Annotated in this window: 19 protein-coding genes; 8 read left to right on the forward strand and 11 right to left on the reverse strand. The window is 58.8% G+C overall.

What is annotated here, in order from left to right:
- Positions 1 to 237: 237 nt before the first annotated feature.
- Positions 238 to 744 (forward strand): HyaD/HybD family hydrogenase maturation endopeptidase, encoded by a 507-nt coding sequence (locus F6V25_RS04620; protein ID WP_151127447.1) that lies wholly within the window; start codon positions 238 to 240, stop codon positions 742 to 744.
- Here the strand turns inward: F6V25_RS04620 and F6V25_RS04625 are convergent.
- From F6V25_RS04625 to F6V25_RS04645, 5 genes are all read right to left on the reverse strand, one after another.
- Positions 741 to 1,169 (reverse strand): ATP-binding protein, encoded by a 429-nt coding sequence (locus F6V25_RS04625; protein WP_151127448.1) that lies wholly within the window; start codon positions 1,167 to 1,169, stop codon positions 741 to 743. The genes F6V25_RS04620 and F6V25_RS04625 overlap by 4 nt on opposite strands.
- A 48-nt stretch (positions 1,170 to 1,217) precedes the next feature.
- Positions 1,218 to 1,553: an STAS domain-containing protein gene (locus tag F6V25_RS04630; RefSeq protein WP_149305669.1), complete on the reverse strand. Its 336-nt coding sequence runs from the start codon at positions 1,551 to 1,553 to the stop codon at positions 1,218 to 1,220.
- Positions 1,554 to 1,616: 63 nt separating this feature from the next.
- On the reverse strand, positions 1,617 to 4,865 hold the full coding sequence (locus F6V25_RS04635; RefSeq protein ID WP_151127449.1) for a SpoIIE family protein phosphatase: 3,249 nt from the start codon (positions 4,863 to 4,865) through the stop codon (positions 1,617 to 1,619).
- On the reverse strand, positions 4,862 to 5,122 hold the full coding sequence (locus F6V25_RS04640) for a hypothetical protein (RefSeq protein ID WP_151127450.1): 261 nt from the start codon (positions 5,120 to 5,122) through the stop codon (positions 4,862 to 4,864). Before F6V25_RS04640 ends, F6V25_RS04635 begins: the two co-directional genes overlap by 4 nt.
- Positions 5,119 to 6,684 carry a bifunctional aminoglycoside phosphotransferase/ATP-binding protein gene (locus F6V25_RS04645; protein WP_151127451.1) on the reverse strand — a complete coding sequence of 522 codons (1,566 nt, stop codon included), beginning with the start codon at positions 6,682 to 6,684 and terminating at the stop codon, positions 5,119 to 5,121. Before F6V25_RS04645 ends, F6V25_RS04640 begins: the two co-directional genes overlap by 4 nt.
- A gap of 138 nt (positions 6,685 to 6,822) precedes the next feature.
- Between F6V25_RS04645 and F6V25_RS04650 the strand changes: the two genes are divergently transcribed.
- Genes F6V25_RS04650 through opp4C form a run of 4 tightly spaced genes read left to right on the forward strand, consistent with a single transcriptional unit; the run spans position 6,823 to position 11,990 of the window.
- A complete protein-coding gene (locus F6V25_RS04650; protein WP_246166962.1) occupies positions 6,823 to 8,532 on the forward strand; it encodes a tetratricopeptide repeat protein in 1,710 nt (569 codons plus the stop codon).
- The gene (locus tag F6V25_RS04655; protein ID WP_151127452.1) at positions 8,529 to 10,151 is read left to right on the forward strand and encodes a peptide-binding protein; all 1,623 of its coding nucleotides are present in this window, start codon (positions 8,529 to 8,531) and stop codon (positions 10,149 to 10,151) included. The genes F6V25_RS04650 and F6V25_RS04655 overlap by 4 nt, the downstream gene beginning before the upstream one ends.
- Before the next feature lies 1 nt (position 10,152).
- Positions 10,153 to 11,139, forward strand: coding sequence for an ABC transporter permease (locus F6V25_RS04660; protein WP_151127453.1), 987 nt, complete (start codon positions 10,153 to 10,155; stop codon positions 11,137 to 11,139).
- Positions 11,136 to 11,990, forward strand: a complete 855-nt coding sequence (opp4C, locus tag F6V25_RS04665; protein ID WP_151127454.1) for an oligopeptide ABC transporter permease — start codon at positions 11,136 to 11,138, stop codon at positions 11,988 to 11,990. Before F6V25_RS04660 ends, opp4C begins: the two co-directional genes overlap by 4 nt.
- Positions 11,991 to 12,052: 62 nt before the next feature.
- Here opp4C and F6V25_RS04670 read toward each other — a convergent pair whose 3' ends face one another.
- From F6V25_RS04670 to F6V25_RS04695, 6 genes are all read right to left on the reverse strand, one after another.
- The gene (locus F6V25_RS04670; RefSeq protein ID WP_218043525.1) at positions 12,053 to 12,472 is read right to left on the reverse strand and encodes a CBS domain-containing protein; all 420 of its coding nucleotides are present in this window, start codon (positions 12,470 to 12,472) and stop codon (positions 12,053 to 12,055) included.
- An 81-nt stretch (positions 12,473 to 12,553) separates the two neighbouring features.
- A complete protein-coding gene (locus F6V25_RS04675; RefSeq protein WP_151127456.1) occupies positions 12,554 to 13,258 on the reverse strand; it encodes an ABC transporter ATP-binding protein in 705 nt (234 codons plus the stop codon).
- A gap of 161 nt (positions 13,259 to 13,419) precedes the next feature.
- Positions 13,420 to 14,133, reverse strand: coding sequence for an ABC transporter ATP-binding protein (locus tag F6V25_RS04680; RefSeq protein WP_151127457.1), 714 nt, complete (start codon positions 14,131 to 14,133; stop codon positions 13,420 to 13,422).
- Positions 14,133 to 15,206, reverse strand: coding sequence for a branched-chain amino acid ABC transporter permease (locus tag F6V25_RS04685; protein WP_151127458.1), 1,074 nt, complete (start codon positions 15,204 to 15,206; stop codon positions 14,133 to 14,135). The genes F6V25_RS04680 and F6V25_RS04685 overlap by 1 nt, the downstream gene beginning before the upstream one ends.
- A gap of 17 nt (positions 15,207 to 15,223) precedes the next feature.
- Entirely contained in the window at positions 15,224 to 16,090 is an 867-nt protein-coding gene (locus tag F6V25_RS04690) for a branched-chain amino acid ABC transporter permease (RefSeq protein ID WP_151127459.1), read from the reverse strand.
- A gap of 61 nt (positions 16,091 to 16,151) precedes the next feature.
- Complete coding sequence (locus F6V25_RS04695; RefSeq protein WP_151127460.1) at positions 16,152 to 17,309, reverse strand: ABC transporter substrate-binding protein; 1,158 nt, start codon at positions 17,307 to 17,309, stop codon at positions 16,152 to 16,154.
- A 428-nt stretch (positions 17,310 to 17,737) separates the two neighbouring features.
- Between F6V25_RS04695 and F6V25_RS04700 the strand changes: the two genes are divergently transcribed.
- From F6V25_RS04700 to F6V25_RS04710, 3 genes are all read left to right on the forward strand, one after another.
- Positions 17,738 to 18,964 carry a tetratricopeptide repeat protein gene (locus F6V25_RS04700; RefSeq protein WP_191966075.1) on the forward strand — a complete coding sequence of 409 codons (1,227 nt, stop codon included), beginning with the start codon at positions 17,738 to 17,740 and terminating at the stop codon, positions 18,962 to 18,964.
- Positions 18,965 to 18,975: 11 nt separating this feature from the next.
- Positions 18,976 to 20,817, forward strand: a complete 1,842-nt coding sequence (locus F6V25_RS04705; protein ID WP_151127462.1) for a UbiD family decarboxylase — start codon at positions 18,976 to 18,978, stop codon at positions 20,815 to 20,817.
- Between the two features lie 66 nt (positions 20,818 to 20,883).
- Positions 20,884 to 21,468 (forward strand): RBBP9/YdeN family alpha/beta hydrolase, encoded by a 585-nt coding sequence (locus tag F6V25_RS04710; protein WP_151127463.1) that lies wholly within the window; start codon positions 20,884 to 20,886, stop codon positions 21,466 to 21,468.
- Positions 21,469 to 21,473 lie beyond the last annotated feature (5 nt).

A 21,473-nucleotide genomic window follows, 5' to 3' on the forward strand; every position in this document is an offset into this window, starting at 1 on the left:
CCAGAATCCGTGACGCCTCCATGCCTCCACTTGTCCGGAATGCCTCTGCCTCTGCTGGAATGCAGGTGGTCGACCGTCCGGCGGCGGCCTGGCGTGGTGAGTGGCTTGGTGCGGCACAGGTGGCGTGCGGCTCCGACTCTTCCGGCCGCTACGTATTCCGGCGTCACGGATTCTGGGGATATTTTAGATTCAGCCGGGCCACAGTTGGCGCTTCCATTTTCCGCAGCGGAGGGGTGCATGATTTTGCATGACGGTCAGGCCCAAGCCCCTGCTATCCTGGTGCTCGGCATCGGCAATCTGGTGATGAGCGACGACGGGGTTGGCGTGCGGGTGGTCCAGGAACTTCAGAAGCGCTGTTGCTTCCCGCCCCATGTGGAGATCATGGACGGCGGCACCCTGGGGTTGGATCTCCTGCCCAAATTGGAAGGGATCGATCGGCTCTTGGTGGTGGATGCGGTTGAAACGGGGGGCACGCCGGGAACGCTGGTGCGGCTGTCGGGCACGGAGTTGCCGATTGCTCTGCAAACCAAGGTTTCTCCCCATCAGATGGGGCTCAAGGACCTTCTGGCCGTGGCGGAGTTGCTGGGGCATGCTCCCCGTGAGATGGTGCTGGTCGGGATCCAGCCGGCCAGTATCGAGATGGGGGCAGAACTCTCCATAAACATTACTGCACAACTTGAAAAAATGATTGGCAACGTACTGACGGAATTGAATGAATGGGGTGTTGAGGTGCGTCCTTTTTAGCCAAGAGACTTTTTCATTTCCAGGACATTACCTCCGTCCGCCTTTTTGTACTCCACGGAATCCATCAAAGAGCGGATGATGAAGATGCCGCGCCCCTTTTCGCCGAGCTGGTCCGCTTCAAAGCTGGGATCGGGTACGCTTGTGAGGTCGAAACCCTGCCCGCTGTCATAGACCTTAATGCAGATTTCCCGGTCGGAAACGCTGATGCGTATCAGGATCTCCTTGCTTGGGTCGGCGGCATTGGCGTGTTTGATGGCGTTTACCATGGCCTCGGTCAGAACCACGTTGAGGTGGTGCGCCAAGGCCTCCCGGTCCCCTTTGAAACGGTCCAACTCCCGCACCACATTCTCGCCGATTTTGCCGATCATGCTCAGGTAACGGGTCTGGTTGGGAACAACAATCTCTATGTCGATGGTGTTCTTCATGACAACCTCGCGTGTGAGAAAGCTGCAGGTACGTGGATGACGGCTCGGTCAGTAACTCTCCAGCGCATCGTCCACCGTCGGAAATATGTCGAATACCCGGTGCAGGCGGGTCAGTTCGAACATCGACTTGACCTGGCTCTGGAGCGCGGAAAGCTTGAGGCTCCCCTGGCGCGCGGATGCATTCTTGAATCCTGACACCAAAACCCCCAGCCCGGAACTGTCGATGAAACGCACCTCCTTGAGGTCGATCAACAGGTCTTTGGTCCCGCTATCGAACAGCCGATTCAGTTCGGCCTTGAGCTCGTCGGAGTTGTGGGCGTCAAGGCGCTCCTCCTTTACGTAGATGACCCTGACGGCTCCATTCTCTTCGATTTTCAACTGCATGGGTAACTCCTTTCGTTATGTGTCCCCCTCATGGCGCCGAGGCCGGGGAACGGTGCGGTGATTTTACAGAATTTTGAGTACGACCAGGGAGATATCATCCTGAAATGTTTCCGAAGCTGTGAATTCCCTGACCGCCGCGTAGAACGCATCGATAATCTCCCTGGCCGGCAGCTGCCGCAGCGTGCCCAGGAGAGAGCATACCCGCCCGGTCCCGAACAGTTCGTCCCGCTCGTTGCGCGCCTCGGTCAGGCCGTCCGTATAGAAAAGCAGTACATCTCCCGTCTTAAGCTCGAAACTGCGCTCCTCGAATATCACCGAGGTCTTGACGCCGAGGATCAAGCCTTCCGCGTCCAACTCGACGCATGAATACTCGCCGTCACGGCTGATCATGGGACGGTTGTGGCCGGCATTGGCGAAGGAGAGGCGGCCGGTGGCGGAGTTGTACTTGGCGTAGAACATGGTGATGAATAATTCGGAGCGGGTCAGATCGTCGTAAAGCTGGCTGTTGAGGATTTGCAGGATAGCGCTGGCGCTGTGGGCAGAATTTACCTGGGCACGCAGCAGGGTGCGTACCTCGGCCATGATCAGGGCCGCGCCGACGCTGTGCCCGGAAACGTCGGCGATCAAAAGGTCGATGGTGTGATCGTCGCGCTTGAAAAAATCGTAATAGTCGCCCCCCACATGGGCGGCCGAGATGCAGCGGCCAGCCAGGTCGATGCCGAACGTCTCCGGGGCGGCGTCGGGCAGGAGGGATATCTGGATCTGTTGGGCGATCTCCATGTCCCGCGTGACACGCGCGTTTTTCAGGAGCGCCAGTTCCTTCTCATTTCGTTCCCGCTCCTTGGCCTCCATCTCGCGGACTATGGTAACCGCCTGGGCCAGTTGGCCCGCCAGGCTGCACAACAGGCTGATGAACTCTTCGGTGAAAATGCCGGTGATCGATTTGGAAAAAACCGATAATACCCCCAGGGACGGTTCACCCTCGCGGAAGATGGGGAGATAGGCGCAGGAAACGATTCCCTCCCCAAGGGTCTGCTCCAGGTTGACGGCCCCTCCGATCTGGCTGGTGTCGTTGACGAAGTGCGGCTTGCGGTCCAAAAGCGCCATATCCCAGTAGGGGGCGCTCTCCATGAACCAGTGCTGCGGGGCCATGGGGCGCCGGTTGCTCCCCTGATAGCTCTTGACCGTCAGGGTGCCGTTGCCGTTGCGCAATTGGATGAAAGCAACATCCAGCTTGAATTCCTTCAGCAATAGGTTGAGCAGGTCATCCATGATGATCTGGAGGTCAAGGGTACGATTGATGATCTCGGACGCCTTCAGGCGGACGTAGAGAGCTTCGCGGCTCTGGTCGAGGGAGGTGCGCACGGAGCTGAAGATATCGTAGACCGATTCCATGCGTGACCCCATGTCGGAAAGGAAACTGTCCACAATGGCCCCGGCCGCGGCCGCGCCGACCGACCCGGCCAGGGTTTTCTCGGTGAACCGTTTCAGGTTGGGGAGTTCGAACTCGGGAACATTGCCATCCGCATCCATCTCCCGGCCGCCCAGGTGGCTGCTGATGGCGTGGTGCGCATCCGCCTCTCCGATGAATTTGGCCATCAGATTGACGAACTGGCCGATGGTAACCGGCTTGGAGAGACGCTTGGTCTCTGCCGGATGATAGGCACGCTCCTGCTCGTAGCTGCCGATGAAGCGCCGGACCTGCTCGCGCTCCGGCTCGTCCTGGCGCAACAGGATCGAGCAGAAGATATACGCGCCAACATTGAACAGCATGCTCCAGAACAGGGAGTGGCTCCACAGGTCCATGTTGCTGAGGCCGAACAGTTCGGTCGGCTTGAGAAGTCCAATGCCGAAAGGACCTTTCGTGAGCAGTTCCACCCCAAGCCAGCCGGATTTGCTGAACGAAGGGAGCAGCAGGGTATAGGCCCATGTCAGAAAGCCGAACAGGATGCCGGTAATGGCGCCGGTTTTGTTGCCGCGTCTCCAATAGAGGCCCCCCAGCATGGCCGGCAGGAACTGGCAGGCGGCCGAGAAAGAGATCAGCCCCATATTGACCAGCATGTAGGAGTCGCCCACGATCCGGTAATAGAAATATCCCAGGAAGATCACCAGGAAGATGCCGAGCCGTTTCAGGTTGATCAGCAGATAGGGGAACCAGGGTTGGGGGTGGAAGCGGACGATGACCGGCATAAAGATGTTGTTGAGCAGCATAGTGGATATGGCGACCGATTCCACCATCACCATCCCGGCGGCGGCTGACACTCCTCCCAGAAAGGCCAGCAGGGCGATGGTACCGTGTCCGCTCAAGAGTGGGACGTTGATGACGAAAAAATCGGCCCCGGTGCTGTTGCCGGTGGTCAGGATGCCGCCCAGGGCAATTGGCATGACGAACAGGTTGATCAGGAAAAGGTAGGCGGGAAAGAGCCACATGGCCTTGGTGATATGCTTTTCGTCCGAGTTTTCGATCACCATGACATGGAATTGGCGCGGCAGGAGCATGATGGCAGCCATGGACATGAAAAGCATGGTGAAGGAGGGGATGTAGCCCGGGTCGTTGCTGGCGCCGCCAAAGGTGAAAAGCCGCTCGAACAGTTCGGGCCGGACGGCATGGAAACGGGTGAATATATCGTCGAAACCGTCAAAGAGGTAATAGGTGACAAAGATGCCCACCCCGAGCAGGCTAACCAGTTTGACCAGCGATTCGAAGGCCACGGCGGCGATCAGCCCCTCGTGGCGTTCGCTCGATGCCAGCCTGCGGGCTCCGAAGATGATGCTGAAGACTGACAGGATCAGGGCGAGCAAAAGGCCGGTCGGCACCGACAATTCGCCTCCGCCGTGGGGAATGTGGATACTGTTGGCCCGGAATCCGCTGATCAGGTAGAAACTGGTGGAAACCGCCTTTATTTGCAGGGCGATATAGGGCATGATGCCCAAGGTGGAGATCAGGGTCACCAGGGCGCCCAGCCAGAGCGACTTGCCGTAGCGCAGGCTGATGAAGTCGGCGATGGAGGTGATGTTGTTCTCCTTGCTGATCTGGACGATACGGCGCAGCAGGAAAAACCAGGAAAATGCGGTAAGTGACGGCCCGACATAGATCATCAGAAAGTCCAGGCCGGTGGTGGCCGCCTTGCCGACGCTGCCGTAGAAGGTCCACGACGTGCAGTAGACCGCAATGGATAGGGAGTAGACGTAGGGATTGCCGACGATGCTCCGGCCGATCTCCTTGCGGCGGTGGGCATACCAGGCGATCAGGAAGATCAGTACGGTGTAGAGGGCCGATATGATTGCCGCATGGACAAAGCCGGAGTTCACGGTTGTTTGTTCTCCGGTGATTTAGTGGCGGTCGGGTTGCCGACTGCCAAGGTGAAAAGATAGATTATGAATATGGAAACCGCCCAGCCGAGATAGAAATAGAGAAACATGAACGGGTAACCGAAGATGGTGCCCGGCTTGTTGAAGATGTGCAAAAAGGGAAAGTTCATCATGATGAAGCCCACCACGAAGAAAATGACCCATGATTCCTTGAACTGGAGCCGGCGCAGGAGTTTGTGGCGCAGTTGCCTCGTCATGGCGCGAGCCTCGCATAGATCGGGCTGGTGAGGGCCTCGGGTGCAGCGGCCGTGGCAACGTTTACCACGAGCCCTTCCGATTCATCAGGCGGTTGGAAGTTGTCGCGTTGCAATTCGAGAATTTCCAGGCGTCCGTCGGAGATGTTCTCACCGGCAGCTTCCCGTTCGGCCAGGCGGCGGCGATGTTCCGTCACCGGGCAGATGCAGAACAACACGACGCAACGGACTGCTAGTCTTTCGGCCAGTTGGCTGAAGGGGCGGCGCTGACTGCGGCTGATGAAACAGGCATCGATGATGACGGAGCGTCCCATGGCGAGCTCGGTTTCCGCCAGGCGCAGCAATTCGGCATAGGTGGCCTCGCTGGCTGCGGCCGAGTAAAGCCCGGTCTCGAACGGCACGCGCATGGGCGTATCCGGCGGCAGGGCCGCCATCTGTTTGCGAACCCTGTCCGAATTGTAGGTTGCACTACCGAGTTCAAAGGCCAGTTGTGCCGCCAGGGTGCTTTTGCCACTCCCCGTGAGGCCGCAGGTGATGAAAAGTGTGGCTTTCTGGCGCTGTCGCTCGATGTAACCGCGCGCCAGCCGGAAATATCCGGCCGCCCTTGCTCCGGCGCGTTCCTGCTCCTGCGGATCTATGCCGCTGTCGTTCTGGCGGAAACTTTCCACCTTGCCCCGCACAAAGGCGCGGTACAGCTTGTAGAAATCGACCAGTTCCGGGAGGCCGGCGTCACCCGAGGCGGCCAGATATTCGTCGAGCACCGCCTCTGCAAGGTCGTGACGACGGTGATAGTCAAGGTCCATGAGGAGAAAGGCGATATCGGCGGCAGTGTCGCAGTAGCGGAAGCGCTCGTTGAACTCGATACAGTCGAAGATGTAGATCCTGCCGTCGGTCAGGCAGATGTTTTCCAGGTGGATGTCTCCGTCGCATTCCCGGATGAACCCTTGGGCTATCCGCTTTTCAAAAAGCTCCGCCCGGCTTTCGACAAATGAGGATACCCATTCCCGGATCACCGCCAACTCGTCGGGAGAGAGCGGCGTCCGGGGGCTGTCTGCTGCGCTCTGGGCGAAATTTTCCTGCCAATTGGCCATGATCCGTTCCCGGCGGCCGTATTCGCTGATGGCGGGCGAGGTGGCGGCGGCGAGGTGGAAGTCGGCAATGACCTTGGCCACCGCTCGCATGTCGGCGGCGGTTACCTCTCCCCGGGCCACCAGTTGGTCGAGCATCCGTCCTGCCGGGAGCCGCTTCATCTTGACGGCATAATCGATGATCGGGCCGTCCCCGAAAAATGCGGCGCCGCCGGGAGCCTCCCGCACTTCGACGACCCCCAGGTAGATATCCGGGCAGAGACGGCTGTTGAGCCGTACCTCTTCATGGCAGTAAAACCGGCGCCGATCAATGGTCGAGAAATTGAGAAACCCAAAATCAACGGGCTTTTTGATCTTGTAGGCCGTGTCGCCTGCCAGGAATATCCAGGAAACGTGCGTCTGAATCAGCTCGACGTCGCCGACCGCCTCCGGGTATGCGCTGGATTTTGATAATGATTTTAGTATATTGCGCTGCATAAGGGTATCTCTCTTAGATAAAAATACTACCATTAAAACAACGCTTCCGCAAGCAACTGGCCGGTCTGATATTCATTTGACGGTGATTAGGTTTCATGCTAGGTTTTATCACACTTTTCAACAACGAGGAACGCCGCTGTGAAGCCCTGTTTTCTATTGATAGCACTGTCCGCCATTCTGCTCTCCTCCTGCGCGACAACCGGTTCCCCGACGCGTGTCGATCCCTCGCCGTCCCGCTTGGCATACGGCAACCAGTCCCGGGCTCTGTATCTCTATTCCCGGGCTCGTTTGTCGGCCTACGACGGTGATTTCCCCACCGCCCTGTCCATTCTGAGGGATGCCCTTGAGTTGGACCCGGCATCCCCCTTTCTCAACAACGCTGTTGCCGAGGTCAAGCTGAAGATCGGGCAGGCACAAGAGGCCATGGAATACTTCGACAAGGCCATCAAGCTCGACCCGACCTATCGCGAGCCCTATATCATGGCCGGGTCGACCCTGTCGTCCATCGGCAAGGACCGGGAAGCACTCGATTATCTGCGCAAGGCGGTCCAACTCGATCCTTCCCGGGAAGATGCCTATCTGCACCTATCCTTGGCCCTGTCGCGGCTCAACGAGTACGAAGAGACCGTCACCACACTCAAGTCGCTGATCAAGGTTAATCCCGACTCCATGCTGGGGTACTACTATCTCGGCAGGGCCTACAGCCAGATGAAGCTGTACCGCGAAGCGGTGGGGTATTTTCAGAAAGCCCTCGAATTGCGGCCCGAGTTCGAACAGGCCGCCCTTGACATGGCCGCTTCCTATGAGGCCCTGGGGGACTATCCCCAGGCGATCGAGATCTATAAGAATATTCTCGATGACGACGACAGCAAGGTCCCGGTCCTGCAACGCCTGATACAGCTTCTTATTCAGCAGCGCCGCTTCGAGGATGCCCTTGATCTCCTGAAACGGGCGGCGGATTCCGGACTTTCCGGCCCGGAAACCATGCGCAAGATCGGGCTGCTCCATCTTGAACTGGAGCAGTATGATGACGCCATCAAGGTATTCAACGATATGCTCGAAAAGGATTCGGGCGCCGATCAGATCCGTTTCTATCTGGGGATGGCCTATGAGGAGAAAGGCGATATCGACCGGGCCTACGCCGAATACACCAAGATACCCCACGCTTCGACCGCCTACCTGGATGCCATCGGGCACATCGCCTTTATCCTCAAGGAAAAGGGCAAGACCGCCCAGGCGGTGGGGATGCTCAAGGATGCCATTGCCGGCAATCCGGGCCAACTCGACCTCTATCTCAATCTTTCAACGCTCTACGAGTCGCTCGGCAAGGTCGATGACGCCCTGACCCTGGTGCTGGGCGCGGAAAAGGAATTCCCGAACGAACCTCGCCTGTTTTTCCGCATCGGAGTTCTTTACGACAAGCAGGGCAAAAAGAACGAATCTATCGAACAGATGAAAAAGGTGCTCGCCATCAATCCCAAGGATTCCCAGGCGCTCAATTTCCTGGGCTACACCTATGCAGAGTTGGGCATCAACCTGGAACAGGCGTTGGAATACCTCAAACAAGCCGTTGCCATCCGCCCCAATGATGGATTTTTCCTGGACAGTCTCGGCTGGGTGTACTTCAAGATGAAAAAGTTCGATGAGGCCGTGAAATATCTGGAGGAGGCCAACCGTCAGGTTGAGGAGGACTCCACCATTGCCGAACACCTGGGGGACGCCTATTATGCCAAGCGGGAGTACCACAAGGCGTTGAAGCTTTACAAGCGTGCGCTGAAGATCGAACCGGAACGCAAGGATCTGGCGGACAAGCTGCGCAAGCTCAAAGGGGAGCCGGGTGATCGATGAACACGGTGCGCCGTTTCAGGCTGCTCTTCCCGGCACTTTTTCTTTTCGTTTCCGCATGTACCCAAGCGCCGGCGCCCCCCCGGAGCGGCGCCCATGACGTAAAGCCAGCCTATGGCGATGCCCTGGTGGAGGGCACCATCAGCGACGCCTCCACCCTGATCCCACTCCTGGCAACCGATAGCTCATCCCATGCCGTGGCCGGGCAGATTTACAACGGCCTGGTTAAATACGATAAAAATCTTAAGATTATCGGTGACCTGGCACAATCCTTCGATATCTCTCCGGATGGGCTCACCATTACCTTTCACCTGCGCAGGGGGGTGAAATGGCACGACGGCGCCCCCTTTACCTCCCGCGACGTACTCTACACCTACCATGTCGTCATTGACCCCAAGACTCCCACCGCCTATGCCGAGGATTTCAAACAGGTCAAGGGCATTGCCGCGCCCGACGATTATACCGTCCGGGTGACCTACGGCGCCCCCTTTGCGCCGGCCCTGGCCTCCTGGGGGACCGCCATTTTGCCGGCGCACCTTCTGGAGGGGAAGGACATCACCAAGAGTCCCCTGGCCCGCACGCCGATCGGCACCGGCCCGTACCGCTTCAAGGAGTGGGTCGCCGGCCAGAAGATCGTGCTGGAATCCAACCACGACTACTTCGAGGGCAGGCCCTGGATCGACCGCTACATCTTCCGCATCATCCCCGACACCTCCACCATGTACATGGAACTCAAGGCGGGCGCCCTCGACACAATGCCCCTGACGCCGGTGCAGTACGCCCGCCAGACCACCGGGACCCGGTTCACGTCGCTGTTCAACAAGTACCGTTATCCCTCATCCAGTTATGTCTATATGGGCTACAACCTGCGCCATCCGCTTTTTCGGGACAAGCGCATCCGGCAAGCCCTGACCGCTGCCATCGACAAGGATGAGTTGATCCACGGCGTGCTGTTCGGCATGGGCCAGAAGGCGGTGGGGCCGATTCCTCCCGGCCGCTGGGCCTACAACCCCAATGTCAAGGATATCGCTTATGATCCCAAGCATGCGGCCGAACTCCTGGCCCAGGCCGGGTGGCGGGAGAAAAACAGCGACGGCATCCTGACGAAGGACGGCAAACCGTTCAGTTTCACCATCCTGACCAACCAGGGAAACCAACAACGCCTGCTGACGGCCCAGATCATTCAGCAACGGCTCAGGTATGTGGGGATCGACGTGAAGATCCGTATCGTGGAGTGGGCCACATTCCTCAAGGAGTTCGTGGACAAGGGAAACTTCGAGGTGGTCATGCTGGGATGGACCACCACGCCGGACCCGGACATGTACGATGTCTGGCACTCCAGCAAGACCAATCCGGGCGAACTGAACTTTGTCGGTTTCAAGAACGCCGAAGTGGACCGTCTGCTGGTGGAGGGACGCAGCACCTTTGACATGGAAAAACGCAAGAAGGCCTATTTCCGTATCCAGGAGATCATGGCCGACGAGCAGCCCTATACCTTCCTCTACGTGCCGGATGCCCTTCCGGTGGTCAGTGCCCGCATCCGCGGCGTGGAAACGGCCCCGGCCGGTATCGGCTACAATCAGATCAAATGGTACGTGCCCAAGGCGGAGCAGGTGTACTGATATGACACGTTATCTCATGAAACGCATCCTGATGTTGATCCCGCTCATGGTCGGCATAACCCTCATCACCTTCTCGGTCGTCCATCTGGCGCCGGGCGAGCCGGTGGAAATGCAGATGGCCATGAACCCCAAGGTGGGCAAGGAGGCCCGGGAGCGGTTGCGCAAGTTCTACGGCCTGGATAAGCCGCTAGCCGAGCAGTATGTCACCTGGGTCGGCAAGCTGGCGCGGCTGGACCTGGGGCGCTCCTTTTCTTCCGACAACCGGCCGGTCAGGGACAAGATTGCGGAACGCCTCCCTATTACCCTTGCCCTCAATATCATCGCCCTGGTGATGGAATTCGGCTTGGCGATCCCCATCGGCATCCTGGCCGCCACCCACCGGGATACCTGGCTGGACAAGGGGATCACGGTCTTTGTCTTTGTCGGTTTCGCCGTGCCGACCTTTTGGCTGGCGCTGCTTCTGATGTATCTGTTCGGCGTCAAGCTGAATTGGCTTCCCATCTCGGGGCTGCATACCCTGGGGAGCGACAGTTACGGCCTGCTGCGTTATGTGGGGGATATGGCCAAACACCTCTGTATGCCGATCATGGTGGCCTCATTCGGCAGCCTTGCAGGGCTGTCCCGGTATATGCGCTCATCCATGCTGAACGTGATTGGCCAGGACTACATTACTACTGCCCGGGCCAAGGGGCTTTCCGAACGGGTCGTGATCTACAAGCACGCCCTGCGCAACGCCCTTCTGCCTCTGATCACCCAGGCAGGCCTGGCCATTCCCGGGCTGATCGGCGGGAGCGTCATCTTCGAGACCATCTACGCCATTCCCGGCATGGGACAGCTCTTCTACCAAGCGGTCATGGCCCGCGACTACCCGGTGGTGATGGGGATCGTGATCATCGGCGCGCTGCTGACCCTGATCGGCAATCTGGTGGCCGATGTGTGCTATGCCCTGGCCGACCCGCGGATCAGGGAGGGGAGGGGCGTGCAGTGATCGGACAATATTCCTATTTCCGTGCCGTGTTCTGGCCGCGTCTGGCGCGCAACAGGTTTGCCGTGGCCGGCGCAATCGTGGTGCTGCTGATGCTGGCGGTCGCGCTACTGGCACCCCTGATTGTCCATTTCGGCCCCAACGAGATCAATGCCAGGGCGGTTCTGGACCCCCCATCCCTGCGGCACTGGTTCGGTACCGACGATCTGGGGCGCGACGTCTTCAGCCGGATCGTCTACGGGGCGCGGATCTCCCTGCTGGTCGGCTTTGTGGCTGCCGGGATCGCCGTATTGATCGGCACGGTCCTGGGGCTTGTGGCAGGGTTTTACGGCGGCTGGATCGACAACATCCTCATGCGGGTCGTTGACATCATGTTCTGTTTTCCGACCTTTTTCCTGATCCTGGCGGTCATTACCTTCCTGCGCCCCTCCATCTGGTACATCATGATCGTCATCGGCCTGACCGGCTGGATGGGGGTGGCCCGGCTGGTGCGGGCCGAGACCCTTTCCATCCGCGAGATGGACTATATCATGGCCGCACGCTGCATCGGCTGTTCCGACAGGCGCATCATCTTCCGCCACATCCTGCCCAATGCCGTCTCGCCGGCTCTGGTGGCCGCCACCCTGGGCATCGCGGGTGCCATATTGACCGAGTCAGCCCTCTCGTTCCTCGGCATCGGCGTCCAGCCGCCGACCCCCAGCTGGGGCAACATCCTCACCTCAGGCAAGGATTACATCGAATTCGCCTGGTGGCTCTCCCTGTTTCCCGGTCTGGCCATCCTGATAACGGTTCTGGCCTACAACCTGCTTGGAGAGGGGGTCAGGGACGCCCTGGACCCCCGCATCAAACGTTGATCAACGGCTTCGCCCCCCCCAAGAAGATGACCATCGCCACGCCGGTGAACAAGGGCCGTGGACTATGACATGCTGCATATGGCAATCAGCGCTTCCATGAAATTGGTGGTGGTCAAAAGCCCCACCAGATCGCCATTCTTGTCGGTCACACACAGGCCGTACAGCTTTTTGTCGTGGACCAACTGTGCAGCCTGACAGAGGGGGGCATCGGGTTGGATGGTGTAGGGGGTCGGGTTCATGGCGTCCCTGACCGTGGCTTTGGAGAGCACGTAGTGCACCTCCCAGGTATCCAGAGGGGTTGACTTGCCGGGTGCGTATTCCTTGATCATCCGGTCGGTGATCAGGCCGCAGAATTTGCCTTTGCAGGTAACCGGCAGGCGGCGAATGTCCTTTTCCTTCAGCAGGTGGATCGCCTCGATGATGGAAGCGCTTTCCTCGATGGTGATCGGGTTGTGAGTCATCCATTGTTCAACGGTTTGCATGGCGTTTCCTTTCATGCCCCGCCCCGGCCATCGATCTGCCGAAGCCACGGCATCCCATGGATGGTGGAACGATTTTATCGGTTACATCCCCAAAAATGCCTTTTTTACGTGTTCGTTGCTGAGCAGATCGTTTCCTTCGCCGGTCAGGACGACCCGGCCGGTCTCCAGGACATAGGCGCGGTGGGCGATCTTCAGGGACTGGAAGACGTTCTGCTCCACCAACAGGATGGTGACTCCCTGCCGGTTGATCTCCTGTATGATTTCGAAGATGATCTTGACGAACAACGGCGAAAGGCCCAGAGATGGCTCGTCCATCAGCAACAGTTTCGGGTTGGTCATCAGGCCGCGGGCGATGGCCAGCATCTGCTGTTCGCCCCCCGACATGGTGCCTCCCAACTGTTTCTCGCGTTCCTTCAGGCGGGGAAACATGCCGAACACCCGCTCCACGTTCGCTTCGCGCGCTTTTCTGGCACTCTTGATATACGATCCCATGCGCAGGTTTTCCAGGACCGTCATTTCGGGAAAAATCTTCCGCCCTTCGGGAACCTGGACGATGCCCCGTTCCACCACCTGATGGGATTCGAGCTTTTCCATATCCTCTCCCTGGAAGGTGATGCTGCCGGAGGTCGGCTTCACCAGGCGGGAGATGTTCTTGAGGGTGGTTGATTTACCGGCGCCGTTGGCGCCGACCACGGTGACGATCTCTCCCTCATGGACCTCCAGGTTGATGTCCCAGAGGACCTTCAGGTCGCCGTAGCTGAAGTTGAGCTTGTCGATGGTGAGCATGAGGACCTCTTTTTAAAGTCTGCCACAGAGACACGGAGACACGGCGGGAGGAAGGCAAACGGAGAACAACGACTCGTTTCCCGGTTTACCTCAAAAAATGTTTTTTCTCTGTGAACCTCTGTGTCTCCGTGACTCTGTGGCAGATGTTTGTTGTTTTGTTACTACTCGCTGCCCAGATACGCCGCAACCACATCAGGGTTGCTGACGATCTCCTGGGGCGATCCCTCCGCCAGTTTTTCGCCTGAGTTCAAGACGACGATCCGGTCGGAGATGCGCATGATGGTCTTCATGTCGTGTTCGATAACCATCTGGGTGATGCCCAGCCCCTTGATCGCGAGGATCAGTTGAATGATGTCTTCGCTTTCCGCCGGATTGAGGCCGCCCATGACCTCGTCCAGGAGCAGCAGTTTGGGCTGTGTCGCCAGGACGCGGGCCACCTCCAGCTTTTTGCGCTCGCCGATGGGCAGACCGCCGGCCAGGAAGCCGGAGCGATGCTCCAGGCCCACCACCTTGAGCTGTTCCATGGCCATGTCGCGGGCTATTTTCAATGAGCCGGTCCGACAGAGGGCGCCAACCATGACGTTGTCCACGACGCTCATCTTGGCCAGCGGCCGCACCTTCTGCCACGTTCGGGCCATGCCCAGCTTGCAGACCTTGTCCGGCTGGAGGCCGTGCATGCTGCGGCCATCAAAGACCACATCCCCCTTGGAGGGAGGATAGTATCCGGTGATGCAGTTGAATAATGTCGTTTTCCCTGCACCGTTGGGTCCGATCAGGCCCATGATCATCCCGTGCTGTATCTCGAAGGAAACGTCGGAGTTGGCCGACAGACCGCCGAAAAACTTGCTGACGTGTTTGATTTCAAGTATGGCCATCAGACGACCTCCTTCCGTTTTCTGGCCGCCAATGCCTTGGCGAATCCCAATACGCCGTCGGGCATGAAGAGGATCACCACTACCACCAGAACCCCGTAGATCAGGACGTGGGCATGGGACAGGTTTTCGGTCAAAAAACTGCCGAACGCCGAATCGGCCTTGACGATACCCGAATTTATCAGGGATTCGCCGATCATGTTGCTGCGTAGCGCCTCCGAGAGCGGCACCAGCACCAGCGCCCCGATCACCGGCCCGAAGATGGTGCCGATGCCGCCGATGATGCAGATCAGGACGATCTGCACCGATAGGTCCAGTGCCAGTACCGTGGAGGGATCAATAAAGCCGACGTAGACGGCATACAGGCTTCCGGCCAGCGAAGTCAGCACCGCCGATAGGGAGAGGGCAACGTTTTTGTAGAAGGTGAGGCTGATACCCAGGGAGTGGGCTGCATCCTGGTCTTCGCGGATGGCCTGGAAATAGTATCCGAGCTTCGAGTTCTGCAGTAGCCAGGTGACCAGGATGACGAGCAGGACGAATACCAGGCCGGCGTAGTAGAACGGCACCTTGGAGGAAAAGTCGGTGATGAGGGCCCCACCGATTTTCAACGGCGGTATCTCCGTGGTCAGGATGCCTTCTGCGCCATTGGTAATGTTTTTCAGGTTCAGGGCAGATACCCGGAGTATTTCGGCCACGGCGATGGAAGCCAGGACGAAGTACGGTCCTCGCAGACGAAAACAGATGCTGCCGATGATCAATGCAACCACCAGGGCTGCGACCATGCCGCACCAGATGCCGAGCCAAGGCGGAATCTGGCGGAACTGCATCAGCATCATGGTGGTGTAGGCCCCCATGCCGAAGTAGGCGCAATGGCCGACCGAATATTGACCGGTGTACCCCCCAAGGAGGTTCCAGCTTGACCCCATGACGATGCTGATGAAGATCAGGATCATGATATGCAGGGCATAGGTGTTCTCAACAAAGCGGGGAAAGAGGAAGAGCAGGACAACCACCAGCAGACCCGTTATGGCCGGCAGTGCACCGATTCCCGTGGTGTTTTTGAAGAGTGGTTTCATGGTTATATCGGCCCCCGTCACGTGTTGGATTTGCCCATCAGACCGGAGGGCTTGAACAGCAGCACCAGCAGGAACAGCACGAACACCACCACCTCTTTCCAGCCGGAGCCGAAGTAGACCCCACCGATCGACTCGGCCACGCCGATCAGGATGCCCCCCAGGGTGGCGCCGACAATGCTTCCCATGCCTCCCAGGACCGTGATGACGAAGGCCTTGAGGGTAAAGGTGCTCCCCACCTGGGGGAAGATGTAGTAGGTGGGCGAGATCAGGGCGCCGGCGGTGCCTGCCAGGGAGGCGCCGAGACCAAAGGCGATGATGGACATGCGCTTGACGTTGATCCCCATCAATTGGGCCGCTTCCCGGTCCTGGGCCGTGGCCCGGATGGCCTGGCCGGTATCGGTCTTCAGAAGGAACCAGTACAGCACGACTGTGATGCCTGCCGTGATGGCAAAGGAGATCAACAGCGGGGTGGAGATGGATATGCCCAGAATATCGAAACTGCTGGAGGAGTAGTCGGTGGAAAGGATCTTGTAGTCCGACGTGAAGGCCAGCATGATGCCGTTGCTCATGATCAGCCCCATGCCGATGGTCAACAGTATCTGATTCTGGGGCAGGGCACCGAGAATACGGTTGATGAATACCTTTTGCAGGAAGCCGCCGTAGAGGAACATGAGCGGCATGGTTATGACAATCGAGATGAATGGATCGATATTGAACAGGGTGAACAGGTAGAAGGTCCCGTACATGCCGACCATCAACAGGTCGCCGTGGGCGAAGTTGATTACCCGCATGACGCCGAAGATAATGGTCAGGCCGATACCGATCAGGGCGTAGACGCCGCCGATCAGGATGCCGCTGATCAGTGATTGCAGGAAGATGGTCATGGGCGCGTCTCCGAGTAGGTGGAGGGGCGGTTAAAACCCGCCCCTTACGGATTTCAGACTGTTACCTCCAACCGGGGAACGGATAGACCGGCTTCTTGGAAACATACTTGGGCGGATAGACCGTCTGGTGCACGCCGTTCTGGATTTGTTCCACCAGCATCTGGTGTTTGTTCTGGTTGGTGTAGCCCTCGTAATCGGCGAATTTTACCTCCCCCATGATGCCGTTCCACTTGCCGCTCTTTAACGCGGAGCGGATTTTTTCCTGGTTGCCGCCGGCCTTGGCCGCGGTTTCGGCCATGATCATCATCGACTCGTAGGCGGTCGCGGCGTGGTAGGTCGGTTCCTTGCCGAACTTGGCGATGTAACGCCTGTTGAATTCCTTGGCTCCCGGCCAGTTTACGTCGCCGGTCCATTGGGTGCTGGAGAAGACGTTGCTGGAAATGGCCTTTTCCTTGGCAAACGACACGGTGGCGAAGCCGGCCCCTGCGCCGAGGAATGCCTGCGGCGTGATGCCGATCTCCCTTGATTGGCGCATGAGGAGGATGGCGTCGGCCACGTAGGAAACCATGAACACCAGGTCAGGTTTTTTCGATTTGATTTTGGTCAGCGTGGAGCGGTAGTCGGGGGAACCCGGCGCATAGGCCTCTTCGGCCACGACCCTGATGCCTTTTTTGCCGGCATAATCCTTGGCTGACTTGGCTCCCGATGTGCCGAAATCCGTGTTCTCATTGATGATGGCGATGGTCCTTGGTTTACCCAGGCTGGTCGCCATATCGAGCAGAATGGTTGCATAATCGTAGGTAGTAGCGCTCAAACGGAAGGTCCACTTCAGATTCTGCCGGGTGATCTCCTCTTTCGACGCTACCGGGATGAGCAGGGGGGTCTTGTACTTCTCGGCCAGTTTGGCTATGGCGTTGGCGCACTTGGAACTGTAGGGGCCGACGATGCCGGCCACCCTGTCGCGGGTGGCCATTTTTTCAAAGGCGGCCATGGACTTCTCCGGCTTTCCAGTATCGTCCTCCTTGACCAGTTCCACGTCGATCCCCTTTTTCTTCAAATCTTCCAAGGCCAGCGTAACGCCGTTTGTCAAGTTCTCTCCGATGGGTGCTTCGGGGCCGGTAATGGAGTTGACAAAACCGATTTTAACCTTGGCGGCCTGTGCCGCCATCGGTAATGCCAGGATCAGGGCCAATGCTGTTGCCTGAATCTTTCCGAACATGTGTAACCTCCTTGAGTTAGTGGCCAAAATACGCGACGCACGATTGTTTGTTTGTAAACAATATTGCGTTCTATTTTTATGTAATCAGTATATCATATGAAAGGACGAATGCAATCTCCGGGTTGCGCTGAAGGTTTTATTTTCATGGTCGGGTATGCGAATAGGGAGAGCGGTAAAAATAAGCCCGATGGTGGATGCGGTATTTTTCTCTTCATGCAGTACGCACGGGAGGATAGGATCTGCGGGAACAGTGCTTTGTTGCACGGTACAGTCCGTCAGCGGCTCCCGGCGGCAGCGCGATGGATTGGAGCTTCTTGACGCAACAAAGAGGCTTCAATCGCAGCAATCCTGATTGTGTTTGTTTGATTACAATGATAATCTGAACCTCCAAAGTGTTCTATTTTTGCGAGGTGAGAGGTGCCGGGATGATGAAATGTGTTGCTGTCCGGATTTTATCCTTTATTCTCCCGCTGGTAGCCGCCGCGCCGGCCTTGGCGGGAATACAGCTTTACCGGGGGAACATGGAGGCGGTGACCGCCCCCAGCAAATCCTGTGAAGGTGTTTTGGGAAAACACCCCGCGACTCTCGTTATAAACGAAGACAGCGCCCTGGATGGCTTGAACGGTTACCTGGAAAGCGAGGGGGTTGTGGTCGGCAAGGTCGCCGGTCCTGATCTGGCACACCTGGGAATCGCCTATCCCGGACAGACGGGCAGAGGCAACACCATCTCCCTGACCCGCTCCGGCGCCGCGCTTGTCGGAGAGCTTAACGGCTCCACTACGGTCAACCATTGCACCTTTGATCTCGGCCGCTTGGCGCTGGACCGCGTGGATGACGAGGGGAGCGCAAAAGCCGCCCACCAAAGGCTGGTCAACCTGTTTGCAGCCCAGGCTACCCTTTACCAGGCCTTTTCCCTGACCCAGAACGGCAATTGCGAGGAGGCGCTGCCGCTCTTTGAAAAAGCCCTCGGCCTGGCCGATTCGGTTTTCGGTCAGGGATCATCCCAACTTACCCACTTCATCAGGGGGTTGTCCAACTGCTACGCCAAGCTCGGCCGCATCAAAGAATTCAATACCCTCTACGAGCAGCGGATCGGCACCATTTCCGACGAATCCCTCAAAGCGGGTCTCACCAAGCTTCGCATCAGCGCGCTGATGCAGGATGGGCGCATACTGCTTGCCCAGGCGGAGTATGAAGCGGCGCTGAAGATACTGATGCAGGCATATCAACTCAACCCCCAGAATAAGGACAGCATCCATACCGTCATGGCCGTATATATCCGCAGCAGCCGTTACAGCGAAGCGGTCGCCTTTCTCGAACAGGCTGCCGGCAAGTTGGAAGAGCCGGCCGACCGTAAGGAGATCAATGACATCATCGCCCTGGTGTATTTCAAAAAGGCGATGAAGGATGCCCAAAACGGCAAGGGTGAAGAGTCGGAAGCTTCGTTGCGCAAGTCGGTAGCCCTCGACCCCGGGAGTTCCCAGTACCTTGTGGCACTGGCACGGATGCGTCACAAGGCCGGCCACTTCGACGAAGCGCAGAAAATGCTCAGCCAGGGACTGGAACGGATCACGGATGAACCGTCGCGCCAGGAAATCCTGGCGATGCAGGAAAAGCTCCGCCAGACCGAAATGATCATCAAGAAGCTTCAGTAGGCGGGTGGCCGATGGGATACCGTAATCTACAGGAATGCGTCGCCGACCTGGAACGCCACGGCATGCTGCTGCGCATCAATGCGCCACTCGACCCGCGTCTCGAAATCGGGGCTGTCCAGCGGCGCGTCTACCGGGCCGGCGGGCCGGCGCTGCTCTTCACCAATCCGGTCAACTGCAGTTTTCCCCTGCTGGGCAACCTGTTCGGCACCCTGGAGCGCACCCGTTTCATCTTCCGCGACAGCCTGGCCGGCATCCGTCGTCTGGTTGACGCCAAGATCAATCCGTTTTCCCTGATCAAACACCCGTTGGATGCCCTGAAGACCCCTTTTGCGGCGTACCATCTCCTGCCCAAAACCGTCTCCCATGCGCCGGTGCTGGAGTGCCGCACCACCCTGTCCCAGCTGCCCCAGGTCGTCTCCTGGCCAAACGACGGCGGCGCCTTCATCACGCTGCCGCAGGTCTACACCGAAAGCCCGGCCAACCCCGGTTTCGGCTCGTCCAACCTGGGGATGTACCGGGTGCAGATCTCCGGCAACAGGTATCTCCCCGACCGGCAGGCCGGTCTGCACTACCAGATCCAGCGGGGCATCGGGGCGCACCACGCCGAGGCCATCGAACGGGGCGACCTGTTGCGGGTGAACGTCTTTGTGGGGGGAGCCCCTTCCATGGCCGTGGCTGCGGTCATGCCGCTGCCGGAAGGGATGCCGGAGCTTTCCTTTGCCGGGCTGCTGGGCGGCCACCGTATTCCCATGACCAATCTGCCGGGGCACCTGCCGGTCTCGGCAGAGGCCGATTTTTGCATCTGCGGCGTGGTCGATCCCGCGAAAACCCTGCCGGAAGGCCCCTTCGGCGACCATCTCGGCTACTACAGTCTGGCCCACGATTTTCCCTTCATTCAGGTTGAGGCGGTCTACCACCGCCGCGACGCCATCTGGCCCTTTACCACCGTCGGGCGGCCGCCCCAGGAGGACACCAGCTTCGGCGCCTTTATCCATGAATTGACCGGCCCGCTGATTCCCACCGTGGTCAACGGCGTCAGAGAGGTCCACGCCGTGGACGCCGCCGGCGTGCATCCGCTCCTGTTGGCCGTGGCCAGCGAACGGTACGTCCCCTATGCAGCGGAACGCCGCCCCCAGGAGCTCCTGACCATCGCCAACGCCATCCTCGGCCAGGGCCAGCTCTCCCTGGCCAAATTCCTGTTTATCGCAGCCCATGAGGACGCCCTCGGCCTCCACACCCACGACATTGCCGCCTTTTTCCGCCACGTGCTGGAACGGGCCGACTGGCGCACCGATCTGCACTTTCAGACCGCCACCACCATCGACACCCTCGATTACAGCGGTAGCGGCCTTAACGAAGGGTCCAAGGTGGTCATCGCCGCCGCCGGTCCAAAACGACGCGACTTGGCAACCGAGGTACCGGCCGGTCTGGGACTGCCGCCCGGTTTCGGCCCCGCCGCGGTGTGCCTGCCCGGTGTCCTGGCGATTCAGGGGCCACGGTCGGGGCAGGGGAGGGGCGAGGGCGATCCGGCTCTTGATGAATTCTGCCGCTTCTATGGCGAGCGGACCTGTTTCGATGGTTTTCCCTTGATCGTGATCTGCGATGACAGCCCCTTCGCAGCGGCTACCCTCAACAATTTTCTCTGGGTGACCTTTACCCGCTCCAACCCGGCCACGGATCTCTACGGTATCGGCGCTTCGCTACGCGCAAAGCATTGGGGGTGCAGCGGGCCATTGGTGATCGACGCCCGGGTGAAGCCGTTCCATGCCCCGGTGCTGGAGGATGACCCCGAAGTTGAACGAAAGATCGAAACATTAGGTGCTAACAATGGTCCACTGAAAGGTTTTATTTAGATGCGTGATGTTGCGCTTCGTCATCATTCCCCCTTACCAATTTACTCTCATTACCAGCGAGGTTGAATGCTCACACAACAACAATCGAGAGGTTTTCTGATCGTCCACGGCTGGCACGGTTCCGGCCAAAATCACTGGCAGACCTGGCTGGCAAACCGCCTGGCGGCGGCCGGAGAATACGTCCGCTACCCGGTGCTGCCCGATTTTGATACCCCCCGGCTGGATGAATGGCTGGCAACGCTTCACTCGGAGCTGTCCCTGCTTGCAGACAAAGAGGAGCGGGTAGTGGTGTGTCATTCCCTCGGGGTGCTCTTGTGGCTGCACCATGCCGTAGCCCCCTCTTCGGTATCGGTGGACCGGCTGCTCCTGGTTGCCCCGCCGGGTCCGGCGCTGTGTGTGCCGGAGGTGGCGAGCTTCTTCCCGCCGCCGCTGGATGGGGCTGCTCTCAAACGGTCGGCCGCGGAGATACACCTGGTATGCACGGATAACGATCCCTGCTGCCCGGAGCGAGCCGCCCTGTTTTACGGCCGCCCCCTGGATATCGTGACAGACATCATTACCCCCGAGGCACAGCATATCAACGAGGCTGCGGGCTATGGCCCCTGGCCCGGGGTTGAGCAGTGGTGTCTCACCAACACGTTCCCGATGTAAGGTCG

This window comes from Oryzomonas japonica (assembly GCF_008802365.1).
Taxonomy (GTDB): Bacteria; Desulfobacterota; Desulfuromonadia; order Geobacterales; family Pseudopelobacteraceae; genus Oryzomonas; species Oryzomonas japonica.